This is a genomic window from Rhizobacter sp. SG703 (genome assembly GCF_012275445.1).
Taxonomy (GTDB): domain Bacteria; phylum Pseudomonadota; class Gammaproteobacteria; order Burkholderiales; family Burkholderiaceae_C; genus Rhizobacter.
On the sequence record NZ_JAAZQK010000004.1, the window covers coordinates 252002 to 267816 of the forward strand.

General features: G+C 69.5%; 13 protein-coding genes. 6 read left to right on the plus strand and 7 right to left on the minus strand.

Translation table 11 applies throughout. The features are described 5' to 3' along the window. The first annotated feature begins 65 nt into the window (after window positions 1-65). The 3 genes from FHT26_RS09380 (at window position 66) to FHT26_RS09390 (ending at window position 4471) form a co-directional block, all read left to right on the plus strand. Window positions 66-1955 (plus strand): response regulator, encoded by a 1890-nt coding sequence (locus FHT26_RS09380; RefSeq protein WP_168559868.1) that lies wholly within the window; start codon window positions 66-68, stop codon window positions 1953-1955. Window positions 1956-2101: 146 nt separating this feature from the next. Then, window positions 2102-3205 carry an ABC transporter substrate-binding protein gene (locus FHT26_RS09385; RefSeq protein WP_168559869.1) on the plus strand — a complete coding sequence of 368 codons (1104 nt, stop codon included), beginning with the start codon at window positions 2102-2104 and terminating at the stop codon, window positions 3203-3205. Between the two features lie 150 nt (window positions 3206-3355). Further along, complete coding sequence (locus tag FHT26_RS09390) at window positions 3356-4471, plus strand: ABC transporter substrate-binding protein (RefSeq protein WP_168559870.1); 1116 nt, start codon at window positions 3356-3358, stop codon at window positions 4469-4471. Window positions 4472-4600: 129 nt separating this feature from the next. On the opposite strand, the gene FHT26_RS09395 is transcribed toward FHT26_RS09390, so the two are convergent. The 3 genes from FHT26_RS09395 to FHT26_RS09405 all read right to left on the minus strand — a co-directional run bounded on the left by FHT26_RS09395 (window position 4601) and on the right by FHT26_RS09405 (window position 8013). Beyond that, window positions 4601-5401 carry a DUF1295 domain-containing protein gene (locus tag FHT26_RS09395; RefSeq protein WP_168559871.1) on the minus strand — a complete coding sequence of 267 codons (801 nt, stop codon included), beginning with the start codon at window positions 5399-5401 and terminating at the stop codon, window positions 4601-4603. After that, window positions 5398-6474, minus strand: a complete 1077-nt coding sequence (locus FHT26_RS09400; protein WP_168559872.1) for an SAM-dependent methyltransferase — start codon at window positions 6472-6474, stop codon at window positions 5398-5400. The genes FHT26_RS09395 and FHT26_RS09400 overlap by 4 nt, the downstream gene beginning before the upstream one ends. 75 nt (window positions 6475-6549) lie before the next feature. Beyond that, window positions 6550-8013 (minus strand): wax ester/triacylglycerol synthase family O-acyltransferase, encoded by a 1464-nt coding sequence (locus FHT26_RS09405; RefSeq protein ID WP_246867809.1) that lies wholly within the window; start codon window positions 8011-8013, stop codon window positions 6550-6552. Between the two features lie 103 nt (window positions 8014-8116). Between FHT26_RS09405 and FHT26_RS09410 the strand changes: the two genes are divergently transcribed. Then, on the plus strand, window positions 8117-8374 hold the full coding sequence (locus FHT26_RS09410; protein ID WP_168559873.1) for an acyl-CoA-binding protein: 258 nt from the start codon (window positions 8117-8119) through the stop codon (window positions 8372-8374). A 3-nt stretch (window positions 8375-8377) separates the two neighbouring features. Here FHT26_RS09410 and FHT26_RS09415 read toward each other — a convergent pair whose 3' ends face one another. The 4 genes from FHT26_RS09415 to FHT26_RS09430 form a co-directional block, all read right to left on the minus strand. Next, complete coding sequence (locus FHT26_RS09415) at window positions 8378-8725, minus strand: polyhydroxyalkanoic acid system family protein (RefSeq protein ID WP_168559874.1); 348 nt, start codon at window positions 8723-8725, stop codon at window positions 8378-8380. A 34-nt stretch (window positions 8726-8759) separates the two neighbouring features. Next, window positions 8760-9854: an aminopeptidase gene (locus tag FHT26_RS09420; protein ID WP_168559875.1), complete on the minus strand. Its 1095-nt coding sequence runs from the start codon at window positions 9852-9854 to the stop codon at window positions 8760-8762. A gap of 76 nt (window positions 9855-9930) precedes the next feature. After that, window positions 9931-11088, minus strand: coding sequence for an ABC transporter substrate-binding protein (locus tag FHT26_RS09425; protein ID WP_168559876.1), 1158 nt, complete (start codon window positions 11086-11088; stop codon window positions 9931-9933). A 130-nt stretch (window positions 11089-11218) separates the two neighbouring features. Next, window positions 11219-13264 carry a molybdopterin-containing oxidoreductase family protein gene (locus tag FHT26_RS09430; RefSeq protein ID WP_490362776.1) on the minus strand — a complete coding sequence of 682 codons (2046 nt, stop codon included), beginning with the start codon at window positions 13262-13264 and terminating at the stop codon, window positions 11219-11221. A gap of 134 nt (window positions 13265-13398) precedes the next feature. Between FHT26_RS09430 and FHT26_RS09435 the strand changes: the two genes are divergently transcribed. Continuing rightward, on the plus strand, window positions 13399-14526 hold the full coding sequence (locus tag FHT26_RS09435; protein ID WP_168559878.1) for an ABC transporter substrate-binding protein: 1128 nt from the start codon (window positions 13399-13401) through the stop codon (window positions 14524-14526). A gap of 172 nt (window positions 14527-14698) precedes the next feature. Beyond that, on the plus strand, window positions 14699-15796 hold the full coding sequence (locus FHT26_RS09440; RefSeq protein ID WP_349238116.1) for an ABC transporter substrate-binding protein: 1098 nt from the start codon (window positions 14699-14701) through the stop codon (window positions 15794-15796). Window positions 15797-15815: the final 19 nt, after the last annotated feature.

Consider the following 15815-nt stretch of genomic DNA (forward strand, 5'->3'; position numbering starts at 1 on the left):
TGAAAGCACCAGCAGTCCCTCCGCTTCCTCCCCTTCCCCCCGACAGCGGCCGCGCCACGCGGTTGATGGATGTCGTCGGCGAGGGCGTGTGGGAGCACGAACTCACACCGGGCCACCCCGCCCCCAGCGCCTGGCATTCGCCGCGCTGCCGCGAGCTGCTCGGTGCCGACCTGGCTGACGAGCCGTCCGCCATTCGCACACGGGTGGACCGGTCGGACCTGGCACGCTGGGATGCGCTGTGCGGCGCCGCGACGCGCGCCCCCGGCCACACCGTCGACGGGCGCCTGCGCCTGCGCAGCGCCGACGGCAGCCTGCGCTGGTTCCAGGTGCGCATGCGCGCCACCGCCGACGGCACTGCCGCGGCCGACCGGCTGAGCGGCAGCCTGCGCGAGCTCGACACCGATGCCGCGCCCCACCAGGCCAAGGCCACCTTCCTGGCCCACATGAGCCACGAGCTGCGCACGCCGCTGAACGCGGTGCTCGGCATGACCGAGCTGGCGCAGCGCCTGGCCACCCACAACGAGCAGCGCGGCTACCTCGAACTGGCCCGGCAGTCGGGCCAGTCGCTGCTGCGCCTGATCGGCGACGTGATCGACTACGCCCGCGCCGAGGCCGGCGAACTCGCGCTGCGGCTCGAGACCTTCGACCTGTCGCAGCTGCTGGCCGAGACCTTCCGCGGCTTCATGCCGCAGGTGCAGGGCCGCAGCCTGGCGATGCTGTACGACTACCTCGGCGAGCAGACGCAGTTCCAGGGCGACCCGGCGCGGGTGCGCCAGATCGTCTCGAACCTGCTGGCCAATGCGGTCAAGTTCACCGCGCACGGCCATGTCGCGCTGGTCACCGAGCTGCGCCCGCAGCCCGACGGTCCGTGGCTGCTGCGCATCCAGGTGCACGACACCGGCACCGGCATGGACGCCGCCACCCTCGAACGCGTGTTCCGGCCCTTCGAGCAGGGCGACAACAGCGCGCGCCGCCAGCACGGCGGCACCGGGCTTGGCCTGTCGCTCGCGTGCAAGCTGGCCGCGCTGATGGGTGGCCGAGTGACGGCCACCAGCGTGCCGGGCCGCGGCTCGGTGTTCAGCGTCGAGCTGCGGCTCGCGGCGGCGGCCCAGCCGGCGCTCGCGCCGCACGCGCCCGGGCATGCCTGGCTGGTGGTGCGCAGCGCGACCACGTCGCCGTGGCTGCCGCGCCGCATCGAGCGCCTCGGCTGGACCACCGAGCTGATCCCCGACCTGGCGCAGGCCACGCGGCGCGCCCAGCTCGGCGGCCGCGCACCCGACTGCATCGTGCTGGCCGAAGACGGCCTCGACGACCACAGCGACCTGGAGGCGCTGCGCCGCGCGCTGCCCGACAGCACGCGCGTCACGCTGCTGCTGCGGCCCGACTTCCACCAGCCGGTGCTGCTCGAACGGGCCGCGCGCAGCCGCATGGCGGTGCTGCTCAAGCCGCTGACGCCGGCCGAGCTGCGCACCGTCGCCAGCGCCGAGACGCGCCGGGCTCCGGCGCGGATCGAACCGTCGACGCCGATGCGCCCCGGCATGCACGTGCTGGTGGTCGAGGACAACCCGCTGAACCAGCTGGTGGCGCGCGAGATGCTGATGGTGCTGGGCATGAAGGTCAGCGTCGCCGAGAGCGGCGAAGAGGCGCTGGCGCACTGCCTGCAACAGGCGCCCGACCTGGTGCTGATGGACATCCAGATGCCGGGCATGGACGGCGTCGAGGCGACGCGCCGGCTGCGTGCGCTGCAGGCCGACGGCACGCTGCGGCCGTTCCCGATCGTCGCGCTGACCGCGCATGCGCTGGCAGCCGACCGGCAATCGAGTCTCGAGGCCGGCATGGACGAGCACCTGACCAAGCCGATGCAGTTCGAGAGCCTGCGCACGGTGCTGGATCAGTGGCGGCCCGATGACCCTGGGTTGACGGGCGACGACGAAGACGCGCCGACCGCGAACTAAGTCGCGCCGAAGGCGACTGGGTGGACATTTCGTCCACTTGACGCATGCTCGCGGCGGTGGCGTGTGAAAACATCCCGGCCTGCCGTGCGCCGTTGGGACAGCGTCCGTCGACACGGCGACACCATCCAGGGAAAACCGGAGACATCATGAAGAAACTTCTTTGCGTGCTGGCCTTGTCCAGCCTCGCGGCCACCGCGGCCGCCCAGATCGTGATCGGCCAGACCGCCGGCTTCAGCGGCCCGGCCGCGGCCGGCGTCAAGGAAACCACCGACGGCGCGAAGCTGTACATCGACTCGGTCAACGCACGCGGCGGCATCAACGGCCAGAGCATCGAGCTGGTCTCGGTGGACGACAAGTTCGACCCGAAGCTCGCCGCCGAGAACGCCAAGAAGCTGATCACCGAGAAGAACGTGGTCGCGCTGTTCCTGGTGCGCGGCACGCCGCACACGCAGGCGATCGCGCCGCTGCTGGCCGAGTACCGGGTGCCGCTGATCGCGCCGTCGACCGGCGCGATGGTGCTGCACAAGCCGGTCAACCCGTACATCTTCAATGTGCGCGCCACCTACCAGCGCGAGGCCGAACGCGCGATCCGCCACCTGAGCCTGATCGGCATGGAGCGCATCGCGGTGCTGCACGTCGACGACAGCTTCGGCACCGACGCCGTCGTCGGCGCGGCGAGCGGCTTCACCGCGGTCGGCAAGCAGCCGGTCGCCATCGAGAAGTTCGACCGCGCGAAGCCCGATTTCAGCGCGATCGCGCCGAAGCTGGCCAAGCAGAACGTGCAGGCCGTGCTGTTCATCGCCGCCGGGGCGGCGGTGGCCGAAGGCACGAAGGCCTTGCGCGACGCCGGCAGCCCAGCGCAGATCGTCACGCTGTCGAACAACTCCTCCAGCGGCTTCATCGCGCAGATGGGCGACAACGCGCGCGGCGTGATCGTCACGCAGGTGTTCCCGTACGAGCGCTCGATCGCGTCGCCGATCGTCAAGGAAGCGACCGAGTTCGCGAAGGCCAAGGGCCTCGAGGCGATGACGCCCGCGATGATGGAAGGCTATGCCGGCGCGAAGGTGCTGGTCGAGGGCCTGCGCCGCGCCGGCGGCACGCCGACGCGCGACAAGCTGCTCAACGCGCTGAACAACATGCACAAGTACGACATCGGCGGCATGGAAGTGAGCTTCAGCACGACCGACCACACCGGTCTCGATTTTGCAGATCTCTCCATCATCGGACCCGACGGCAAGTTCCGCCGCTGAGCGCTCTGCGCAGCACGTCACGCCCGCCCCGGCGTGACGCGCAGACAGGCGTACTGCACGCAGGCACGCCCGCGCTGCCCGTGAAACCATGGCTTTTGCCGCGCGCTCTTGCGCGGCGCGATGCGTTCACAGACAGAGCGGAGACACGCGATGAAGCAGTACCTCGGTGCGTTGGCCCTGGCGGCCACGATGATGTCGATCGGCGCCCCTGCCGCAGCCCAGCTCCTGGTCGGGCAGACCTCCGGTTTCACCGGTGCGGCGGCGGCCGGCGTCAAGGAGAACACCGACGGCGCGAAGCTCTACATCGACTGGGTCAATGCCCAGGGCGGCGTGCACGGCCAGTCGGTGCAGCTGGTGTCGCTCGATGACAAGTTCGACCCGGCGCTCAGTGCCGAGAACGCGAAGACGCTGATCGTCGAGAAGCGCGTGCTGGCGATGTTCCTCGGACGCGGCACGCCGCATGCGCAGGCGCTGCTGCCGCTGCTGGCCGAGCACCGCGTGCCGATGATCGCGCCGTCGACCGGCGCGATGGCGCTGCACAAGCCGGTGCAGCCCTACGTCTTCAACGTGCGCGCCACCTACCAGCGCGAGGCCGAGCGGATGATCCGCCACCTGAGCCTGGTCAGCGTCGACCGCATCGCGGTGCTGCAGGTCGACGACAGCTTCGGCGCCGATGCGGTGCAGGGCGCGATGGCCGGCTTCGACGGCATCGGCAAGAGCCCGGTGATGCTCGAGAAGTTCGATCGCAGCAAGCCCGATTTCAGCCAGTTGGCGCCGCAGGTGGCGAAGTCCGGCGCGCAGGCGGTGCTGTTCATCGGCTCGTCCGGCGCGGTGGCCGAAGGCACGATGGCGCTGCGCAAGGCGGGCTCGGCGGCGCAGGTGGTCACGCTGTCGAACAATGCCGCGAGCGGCTTCATCCGGTTGATGGGCGACTACGGCCGCGGCACCATCGTCTCGCAGGTGTTCCCGTACGAGCGCTCGATCGCGTCGCCGCTGGTCAAGGAAGCGCTGGAACTCGCGAAGGCTCGCCAGCTGGACGGCGTGTCGCCGGCGATGATGGAAGGCTTCGCCGCCGCGAAGGTGCTGGTCGAAGGGCTTCGCCGGGCCGGCCCGAACCCGACGCGCGAACGGCTGCTGGCTGCGCTGAACGGCATGAACCGCTACGACATCGGCGGCATGGAGGTCAGCTACAGCATGACCGACCACACCGGGCTCGACTTCGCCGACCTGTCGATCATCGGCTCCGACGGCAAATTCCACCGCTGATGTGGGCCCCCCCAGTCGCTATCGCTCCTGCCCCCAAGGGGCGCCTCCCCTCGGCCCGGCGGAGCCGGATCCCGGGGAGTGGCTTGATGGGCACATCGGTGCGCTCGTGCATGCGTGCGGACCATGGCTCTAGCCTTTGCCGGGTCGCCACGGGATGAATGCGTTGGTCCGCGCCACGTAGTCACGGTAGTCTGGCCGGCGCTCGCCGATGTCCTTCTCGAGCAGCACGACGCCGGACACCTTCAGCAACAGCACCGTCATCGCGAGCGGCGACACCACCGTCCACCAGCCGCCCGCGCCGCAGGCGAGCAGCCACAGGCCCCACCAGGTGCAGGCCTCGCCGAAGTAATTCGGATGGCGGCTCAGCCGCCACAGCCCGCGGTCCATCACCCGGCCGCGGTTCGCCGGATCGGCCTTGAAGCGCGCCATCTGCGCATCGGCGACCGCCTCGAAGCCGATGCCGAAGACGGCCAGTGCAGCACCGAGCGCGTCGACCGCGCCCAGCGGCGCATCGACCGCGAAGCCGGCCAGGAACGGCGTCGCGACCACCCACGCGATCAGCGCCTGCAGCGCGAACACCAGGTACAGGCTCTTCAACGCGAAGTTCGGCTGGTTGCGCGCGCGGATCGCCCGGTAGCGGCGGTCTTCGCCATGTCCCCAGTTGCGCCAGCTGATGTAGACGGCGAGCCGCAGCGCCCACACCAGCAGCAGCGCGCCCATCCACCCCGCCCGCGCGCCGGTGGCCGGCAGCAGCAGCGCATAGGCGAGCGCCGCGGCGCCGATCAGCGCCGACCAGAAGCGGTCGACCAGGCTCGCATCGCGACGCAACACGCTGCCCGCCCACGCGACCAGCGCCAGCGACGCGCTCGCCGCCAGGCCCCACGGTGCGACCTGCGGCAGCGCACCGAACGACGACCCGGCGCCGGTCATGCGCGGCGCTCGAACAGGTAGTGGCTGATGAACCACTGCTGCCCGCCGTCGTGGCCGAACAGCTCGGCACACGACATGAAGAACAGCCGCCAGCGCACCCACCACAGCGCCGACTGCCGGGCCCCGTAGCAGCCATCGAACACCGGCTGCAGCGCGGCGCGGCGGGCGTCCATGTTCTGCAGCCAGGCCTCGGCGGTGCGCTGGTAGTGGGTGCCGTCCCAGCGCCAGCGCTGCAGCAGCCGCAAGTCCTCCTGGAAGTGCAGCGCCAGGTCGTCGCTCGGCATCATGCCGCCGGCGAAGAAGTGCTCGCTCATCCAGTCGCTCGCATCGCGCGCGACGAACGCATACGGCGTGCTGCGGTGCGCGAACACGTGCATGAAGAAGCGTCCGCCCGGCCGCAGCCAGCCGGCGACGCGGCGGAACGCCTCGGGCCAGTTGCGCAGGTGCTCGAACATCTCGACCGACACCACCCGGTCGAAGCGGTCGCCGATGCCGGCCTCCGCCGGATCGAACTCGTTGATGTCCTGCGTGACGACGCGCAGGTTCGACAGCCCGCGCAGCGCCGCCTGGGCCTCGATGTGGGCGCGCTGCGAATGCGAGTTGGACACCGCGGTGATGCGGCTGCCGGGGAAGCGCTCGGCCATCCACAGCGACAGCGAACCCCAGCCGCACCCGAGTTCGAGCACCTGCTGCCCGTCGACCAGCCCGGCGCGCTCGCAGGTGACGGTGAGTGCGGCGGCCTCGGCGGCATCGAGCGTCGTGATGGCGGTGCCGGCAGGGTCGCCCCACCAGCAGCAGCTGTACTTGCGGTGGCTGCCGAGCACGCTGCCGAAGAACGCGGCCGGCAGTTCGTAATGCTGTTCGTTGGCTTTCTCGGGCAGCAGCGCGAGCGGTGCGTTGCGCAGGCCGGCGATGAAATCGGTGCTGAGCGCGGCCGACGCGGCGACGTCGTCGGCCCGGATCTCGTGCAGCCGTTCCTTCAGCAGCCGCCGGATGCCAAGCCGCACGACGCGGTCAGGCACGAGGCCTTGTTCGACCCAGTTGACGACGCGGGCGGTGGACGATGCGGACATGACGACGGACTCCAGGCGATGGATTCCCTCATACGTGCCGGGTCGCGAACTGGATGCAGGTCCGGCGACGGCGCGTCATTCCCACGGCAGCATCAGCGTGACCATCAGCAACTTCTCGAACTCCGGCTCGAAGCGCTCGACGATGGCCTGCGGGTCGTTGCACAGCGCATCGTCGGTGACCAGCCCGAACTGAACGCCGCCGCCGTAGCTCAGGATGCTGACGCCGACGCCGATGTGGCCCGACTGCGGCACCCAGAACATCGTCTGGCGAAGCGTCGAGCCGCAGAACTTCAGCGGCGCGGCCGGCCCCGGCACGTTGGTCATCACTGCGGTCGCCTTCTTCGCGAACAGGTTCAGCAGCGCGTCCTGCGCCGGCTTGATCAGCAGCCCGGCCACCGACAGCACCGCGAACGCCAGCAGCGGCTGGTAGCTGCCCTTCAGGTCGGTCATGCGGGCGCGCACCGCATAGACGCGCTCCACCGGGTTCGCGATGCCGATCGGCAGCACCAGCGGCACCAGCCCGAAGCGGTTGCCGAGCTGGTGCGCCTTCTCGAGCGGGCGCAGGTTCACCGGCACCATCGCGCGGATCTCCTGGCCGTCCGGCTCCTCGCCGCGCGCGCGCAGGTAGCCGCCGATTGCGCCGGCCACGCAGGCCAGCAGCACGTCGTTGACCGAGCAGTTCAGCGCGCGGCCGATCGCCTTCACCTGGTCGAGCGGGATCGGCTCGCCCCAGGCCACGTGCTTGCGGCCGACCGGCGTGCCCTTCAGCGAGGTCGGCGAGTCGTCGGGCATCAGCGCCAGCGCCGCGACGTCGCCGAGCACCTGGTAGCCGGTGCGCGCCATGTCGATCGAGCCCAGCAGCGGCTGCTGCGGGTTCGCCAGCATCTCCATCGACTTCGCGATGCCGCCGCCGTACATGCCGATCGCCTTGACGGTCAGGTCGGTCAGCGGCTTGACGACCGCATCGGACAGCCAGTCCGCATCGCCGTCATCGTCGGCGGCCTTGCCGCGGGAGGGGCGCGGCGGCGGATCCTGGCCGCCGTCGGTGATCGACAGCATCACCGAGATCAGCGCGATGCCGTCGGCGATGCAGTGGTGCACGCGGGCGATCAGCGCGCTGCCGCCTTCGTAGTCGTCGATCAGGTGGAACTGCCACAGCGGGTGGCCGCGATCCAGCGGCGTGCTGCTCAGCTCGGCAACGCGTTCCTGCAGCGCCTGGCGCGCCGACTGGCCGCGGGCGCGCTGCAGCGGCTCGTGCAGCACATGGTGCCGCAGGTCGAAGGCGGCGTCGTCGACCCAGCTCGCGCCCATCGCGTCTTCGACGACCTTCTGGCGGAAGCGCTGGTACTTCAGCAGCTTGTCGTCGACGCGCTCGCACAGCGCGGCATGCGTGATGGCCGGCTGCAGCAGCCAGACGCCGACGATCATCATCAGATTCACGTCGTTGTCCATGCGCAGCCACGCGGTGTCGACGCGCGACATGCGCTGGGCCGAAGCGCGGGCGGCCGCTGGGGGGGCCGCTGGGGGGGCGGTACGCATCGTCGGGGTCTCCAGGGGGGCGTTGTTGTTCTGCGGGCGACGATGATGGGTAACATTCGCGCCGTCAATGCCGACTTTCACCCAAGCATCACCGGAGACCTTCATGGCCGACCTCAAGACCCAGTTCGACGCCGCCGTGGCCGATTCGAAGAACCTGCCCGAGAAGCCCGACAACATGACGCTGCTGAAGATCTACGCGCTGTACAAGCAGGCGAGCAGCGGCGACGTCGACGGCAAGCGCCCCGGCTTCACCGACATGGTCGGCCGCGCCAAGTGGGACGCGTGGGATGCGGTGAAGGGCAAGTCGAGCGACGAAGCGATGCAGGAATACATCGACCTGATCGAATCGCTGAAAGACTGAGGGTCAGGCGCCCTTCTTGCCGGTCGCCTTTTTCGCGGCCGCCTTCTTCGCCGCCGGCTTGCCCCCCGCCAGCAGCGCATCCAGGTTCTTCTCGATCTCGCCCTGGATCGTGCCGGCGAAGGCGCCCATCAGGAAGCCGAGCCTGGCCTGCAGGTCGAAGTGATCGGCGGCCACCACCAGCTCGCCGCTGACGCCTGAGCGCTTGAACTCCACCGTGTCGCTGTCCTCGCCTTCGATCACGGTGCATTCCATCTCGAACTTCTTCTCGGCTTCCTCGGCCCATTTCCATGCGATCTCGCGGGCGCGGACCAGGCCCAGGTCGTGGTCGCGGTGGATGTGGATGTCGGGCATGTCGTCTCCTCGGGTCCTGCAGGCGGGTGGGAATTCAGGGCGTCGCCGTGGCGGCTTCGGCCGCCTTGAGTGTCGCGCGGCGCTCGTCGCGCGGCAACGCGGCGATGCGGCGCACCTCGGCGTAGAAGCGGTCGAAATCTCGGCCCTCGCGCTCGAACAGCCGCTCGAACTGCGGCACCAGCTCGTTGTAGGCCGCCAGCACGCCGAGCGATGCATTGTTGGCCCGTTCGAACCAGCCGTCGTAGCCGGCGTAACCCTGCCACGCGCCGGCCTTCAGCGCGGCGTAGTCGCTGCGCAGCGTCGCCATGCGGCCGGCCTTCGCGGCGCGCTTGTCGGCATCGCTGCGGCCGCTGCGGTAGATCGCGTCGAGGTCGCTGCGTGCCTGCATCGTCAACGCGCGGAACTCCTGGCGCCGCTTGTCGTAGCGCTCGTACTCGTCGCGCGCCGCAGGGGTCGACCGCTCGGCCAGCCAGCGCGTGCCGCCGATGCGCTCGACCGCCGTCGCGAACGACTCGTTGAACATCGTGTCGTCCTTCGCGAACGCCACCTGGTGCGCCAGCTCATGGAAGATCAGCCGCGCCAGCTCGCCTTCCGGCCAGCGGATGAAGGTGTTCAGCAGCGGGTCGCTGAAGAAGCCGCCCGGCAGCTTGCCGAGCGTCGAATAGGCCGGCACCGCGTAGACGCTGACCTCCAGGCCCTCGGCGCGCAACTCGTCGCCCTGCGCATTGGCGGTGGCCTGGTCGAAGTAGCCGCGGTAGCCGACGCAGCCGGTCACCGGGTAGCACCAGGTCTTCAACTGCAGGCTCAGCTCGGGTGCGGCCACCACGTTCCACACCGCGGCGTTGCGGTGCAGGTCGGCATAGCGCCGGTAGCTCGCGTTGTCGGGCAGCTTCAGCTCGCTGACCGCGTAGTCGCGCATGCGCTGCGTCAGCTGCAGGCGCTCGCGCAGCGGTTCGGCCGTGGCCGGGTCGGCGATCCAGTCGTCGACCGGCTTCGCCTGGTTCAGCAGGCTCAGGTGGCCGCCGACCGATTGCGCCAGGTAGCGCACCGAGCCGCAGCCGCTGAGCGAGCTCAGCAGCACGACCAGACCCGACACGACCCACCATTTCTTGTTCGCCAGAACTCGCATCGCGCGAGTCTAGTGGCATGGCGACCCCTCGGCCGTCGGGTACGCCGTCCGATCCCCGAGGGGATCCCGCCGCCGCTCAGCTCAGCCGGCGCCCGTTGGCCCCGAGCACCGCGAGGCTGACGTAGCGCGACGCCACGTACGGCGCCGCACCGCCGAAGCCGAGCGACAGCTCGCCCAGGTTCAGCTGCTTCAGCCCGGTCAACGCCTGACGCAGCTTGTCGCGCGTCACGTCGCGGCCGGCGCGGCGCAACCCCTCGGCCACCACCATCGCGTTGACATAGCCCTCGAAGCTGCTGGCACCGAATTCCTCGCGGCCGATCGCGCGCATCGCCGCCTGGTAGGCACGCACCGATTCGAGCTTCGCCGAGGTCGCATCCGGAAACACCTGCGACAGCGCGATGCCCTGCGACGCGGCGCCCAGCTTGGCCAGCTCCGACGAGATCACCGACACCGACAGCCCGACCAGCGGCAGCCCGGCCATGCGCGCACGCATCTGCAGCATCAGCGCCGTGCTGGTCGTGCCCGTCGTGCCGAAGAACACCACGTTGGGCTTGGCCGCGAGCAGCTGCTCGACGACCTGGGCCGCGTTGGAGCCGTCGACCGCCGCCGCCACGGTCGTCACCGCCTGCAGCCCGGCCGCCTGCAGCGCGGCGGTCGCGTCCTTCGCGACCTCCTTGCCGAACGGGTTGTCGAGGTAGACCAGCGCGATGTCCTTCAGGCCCATCGCCACCAGCTGCTGCGTCACGCGCGTCACCTCGTCGGTGTAGCTCGCACGCACGTGGAAGACGTTGCGCTGACCCGCCTGGCGCAGCGACGATGCCCCGGTGATCGGCCCGACGTACGGCACGCCGGCCTGCTCGATCGCCGGGATGATGGCCGCGTTGTTCGCGGTGCCGATGCACGAGATCAGCGCGAACGCGGTGTTGCCCTCGATCATCTGCTTGACGTTCTCGACGGTGCGCGCCGGCACGTAGCCGTCGTCCTTCATCAGCAGGCGCAGTTCGCGGCCGTGGATGCCGCCGGCCTTGTTGATCACGCCGAAGGCCGCCGAGATGCCCGCGCTCTGGTCGCGGCCCGAGCCGGCCAGGATGCCGCTGAGCGCGGCCGAACTGCCGAGCGTGACCTGGGCCGCGCCCAGGCCTTCGTCGGCCGCGCCGGCCACCTGCACCCAGCCGGCGCCGCTCGCCGCCGCCACACCCTGAACACACGAACGCAAGAACGACCGACGTTTCATCGCAACGACTCCAGGCGAAAAGCCGTCACTCTCGCGTCGACGACCGCGTCGACCCTGTCGCGGCCGCGACACCGCCGCAGACATCGCGGGAAAACGTGAAGCCCGTCACCGGCCTGGCGGCCGGCGTGCATCATCCGCGCGACACGTCGACCAGGCAGTCGTAGAAGCTGGGCGCGCGGCCGAGATCGGTCAGCCGCTGGTGCGTCAGCTCGTTGACGTTTGTGCCGCGCGCGCCGAGCTTGCGCCACCAGATGCCCAGGCCGTTGACGACGCCGGGCCGGGCGCGCTTGCTGATCACCGCCTTGCACCAGTACTCGCCGCGGTCGTTGAACACGCGCACCAGCTCGCCGCCTTCGATGCCGCGCACCTGCGCATCGTCGGCATGGATCTCCAGCACCGGTTCGCCCTCGATGTCGCGCAGGCTCTGCACGTTGACGAAACTGGAGTTCAGGAAGTTGCGCGCCGGCGGCGAGATCATCGCGAGCGGGTAGCGCCGCGCGAGTTCGGGCGCCGAGCTCGCCGATTCGTAGTTCGGCACATGGTCGGGCACGCCGTGGCCGGGCGCATCGATCATGCAGCGCCCGCTCGCGGTCGGGAAGCCGCCGTCTGCGAACGGCGCCTCGGGCAGCGGCAGCTTGATCCAGCGCTTCTCGCGCAACTCGCCGAAATCGAGCGTCGCGCCGAAGGCCTGGCGCGCGATGGCCTCGTCGTCGTCGCGGAAGCAAGCCTCGTCGAAGCCCAGGCGCTGCGCCAGCTCGCGGAAGATCTGCGTGTTCGGCCGGGCCTCGCCGACCGGTGCGATCGCCGGCTCGTTGATCAGCACGTAGGTGTGGCCGTAGCTGGTGTGCACGTCGAGGTGCTCCAGCTGCGTGGTGGCCGGCAGCACGTAGTCGGCGTGGTCGGCGGTGTCGGTCATGAAGTGCTCGAGCACCACGGTGAACAGGTCGTCGCGCCGGAAGCCCTTCACCACCTTCGGCGACTCCGGCGCCACCGCGACCGGGTTGCTGTTGTAGACGACCAGCGCCTCCAGCTTCGGGCCGAACGCGGCGGAGCCGTCGCGCAGCAGGTCGTCGCCGATGGTGCTCATGTTGATGGTGCGCGGGCGCCGCCCGGCCAGCAGCTGCGGCTGCTGCAGCGCGGCCTTGTCGGCGCGGAACCAGCCCGACGACGACAGCAGCAGCCCGCCCGCGCGGTGCCGCCACGCGCCGGTCAGGCAGGGCAGGATCGCGATCAGACGCACCGCGTTGCCGCCGCCGCGCACGCGCTGCATGCCGTAGTTCAGCCGGATCGCCGCCGGCTTCGTCGTGCCGTAGTCGCGCGCCAGGCCGCGCACTTCGTCGGCAGCGATGCCGCAGGTCTCGGCGGTGCGCTCCGGCGTCCAGGCCATCGCGCGCTCGCGCAGCGCCGGCCAGCCCTCGGTGTGGCGTTCGATGTAGTCGTGGTCCAGCCAGTCGTTGACGATCAGCTCGCGCATCAGACCGAGCGCGAGCGCGCCGTCGGTGCCGGGCAGCAGCGCGATGTGCTGGTGGCACTTGTCGGCCGTCTCGGTCTTGCGCGGGTCGATGCAGACGAGCTTCGCGCCTTCCCGCCTGGCCGCGTTCGCGAAGGTCCAGAAATGCAGGTTCGACGCGATCGAGTTGCTGCCCCAGATGACGATCAGCCGGCTCTCGGCGAAATGCTCGACGTGCATGCCGACCTTGCCGCCATAGGTCGCGGTCAGTGCCTCGCCGCCGGCCGACGCGCAGATCGTGCGGTCGAGCAGCGAGGCGCCGAGCTTGTGGAAGAAGCGCATCGCCATGCTCTCGCCCTGCAGCAGGCCCATCGTGCCGGCGTAGCTGTACGGCAGGATGGCCTCGGGCGCGCGCGCGGCGATCTCGCGCAGGCGCGCGGCGATGTCGGCCAACGCCTCGTCCCAGCTGACGCGCTCGAACTGCCCGCTGCCTTTCGCGCCGACCCGCTTCAGCGGATGCAGCACCCGGTCCGGGCTGTAAGTTCGTTCGGTGTAGCGCGACACCTTGGTGCACAGGGCACCGTGCGTGGTCGGGTGATCGGGGTCGCCTTGGATGCGGATTGCACGATCGTTCTCGACGGTCACGCGAATGGCGCAGGTGTCTGGACAGTCATGCGGACACGCAGCCGCAACAGTTCGGTAACTCATCGCGGAACTATTGCACATGCTTCCGGATGTATGTACCCGCTCGTTCACGAACCCTGCACTTTGTACCGATATGGACGGATATCCTTACGCCCCAGCAAACGGCCCGCTGAGTCGTAACAAGCTGCAACACATTTGTCAACGGAACTTGCCCTATGAAACGTCGTGATCTTCTGAAGAGCGTTGCCGCCGGCAGCGCCGTGCTGGCGTTGCCTGCGCTGGCTCAAAGTGACCGTCGGCTCGTGCTGGGCCAGTCGGCCGCCTTCACCGGCCCGGCCGCGCAGCTGGGCATCCAGATGAACCGCGGCGCGCGGGTGTTCTTCGACGCCTTCAATGCCGCCGGCGGCGCCAACGGCCACACGATCGAGCTGAAGACGCTGGACGACGGCTACGAGCCGGACCGTTGCAAGGCCAACACCGACCGCTTCATCAAGGACGACGTGTTCGCGCTGTTCGGCTACGTCGGTACACCCACCTCGCTGGCCGCGCTGCCGCTGGTCAACGACAGCAAGATGCCGTTCTTCGGGCCGTTCACCGGTGCCGAGGCGCTGCGCGAGCCGTTCAGCAAATCGGTCTTCCACGTCCGGGCGTCGTACTACGACGAGACCGCGCTGATCGTGAAGAACCTGACCCAGCTGAGCCTGAACAAGATCGCGGTGTTCTACCAGAACGATGCATACGGCAAGGCCGGCCTCGAAGGCGTGACGCGCGCGCTGAAGCCGCTGAGCCTCGCGCCGGTGGCGCTGGGCACCGTCGAGCGCAACACCGTCGCGGTCGGCCAGGCGGTGAAGGACATCGTCGCGAAGCTGCCCGATGCGGTCGTGATGATCAGCGCGTACAAGTCGTGCGCCGCGTTCATCCGCGAAGCCCGCAAGGCCGGCTACGGCGGCACGTTCTACAACGTGTCGTTCGTCGGCACGCAGGCCCTGGCCGACGAGCTCGGCAAGGAAGGCCGCGGCGTGATGATCAGCCAGGTGATGCCGTTCCCGTTCTCGACCACGACGCCGATCTCGCGCGAGTACCTGGACGCCGTCGCGAAGGCCGGCGGCGATGCGACTCCCAACTACTCGAGCATGGAAGGCTACCTGGCGGCGAAGGTGTTCGCCGAGGGCCTGAAGCGTGCCGGCCGCGCACCGTCGCGCGAAGCGCTGATCGCCGGGCTGGAGACGATCCAGAACGCGAATTTCGGTGGCTTCAACGTGCACTTCGGTGCGAAGGACCACGTCGCGTCGAGTTTCGTCGACGTCTCGATGCTCACCGAAGACGGCAAGGTGAGGCGATAGGCCCACCCCCGAGGCGCTGCGCGCCTCCCCCTCGAGGGGGCCGCCGCCAACGGCCCGGCCAAGCCGGTTCCGCGGCGTCCTGCTGGATGAACTCGAGCGCCGTGCGCCGAGTGTTCGTTTCTTTTTGTCTGGAGTTGTTGTGAAGCGTCGTCAATTTCTGAGCGTGGGTGCAGTGGCACCGGTTGCCCTGGCCTTCCCCAAGCTGGCGACCGCCGCTTCCACCAAGATCGTGCTCGGCCAGTCGGCCGCGTTCTCCGGCCCGGCCAGCGCGCTGGGCGAGCGCTTCAAGGAAGGCGCGCTGCTCGCGTTCGAACGCGTCAACGCGCGCGGCGGCGTGAATGGCCGCACGATCGAACTGCGCAGCCTCGATGACGGCTACGAGCCGGACCGCTGCGCCGAGAACACCCAGAAGCTGCTGAAGGAAGACGTCTTCGCGCTGTTCGGCTACATCGGCACGCCGACCTCGGTGGCCGCGCTGCCGCTGGCGACCGCGGCACGCACGCCGTTCTTCGCGCCATTCAGCGGCGCCGAGGCACTGCGCGCGCCATTCAACCGGATGGCCTTCCACGTGCGGGCGTCGTACAACGACGAGACCCTCGAGATCGTCAAGCAGATCACGTCGATCGGCATGAAGCGCATCGGCGTCTTCTACCAGAACGACAGCTACGGCAAGGCCGGCCTCGACGGCATGACGGCGGCACTGAAGGCGCACAACCTGAGCCCGGTCGGCCTGGGCACGGTCGAACGCAACACGGTGGCCGTGGAGGCCGGCGTCGGCAAGATCCTGGCCGACAAGCCCGACGCGATCGTGCTGATCAGCGCGTACAAGTCGTGCGCCGCGTTCATTCGCGAAGCCCGCAAGCAGGGCTTCCTCGGCAGCTTCTACAACGTGTCGTTCGTCGGCACGCAGGCGCTGGCCGCCGAACTCGGCCAGGACGCCCGCGGCGTCGCGATCAGCCAGGTGATGCCGCTGCCGTTCAGCGCGACGGTGCCGATCTCGGCCGACTACCTGTCGGCCGGCAAGGCGCTGGGCGCGAAGTTCGAACCCAACTACGGCGGCATCGAAGGCTTCGTCGCCGCGCGCACCATCATCGAAGGCCTGCGCCAGGCCGGCGGCAACGTGACGCCGGAGACGCTGGTGACGGCGCTCGAGAACATGCCGGAACTGAACCTCGGCGGGTTCTTCGTCGACTTCAACGACCGCTCGCATGCGGGTTCGAAGTACGTCGACATGACGATCCTGACGGCCGAAGGCAAGGTAAGACATTAGCCCCCCCCAGTCGCTGCGC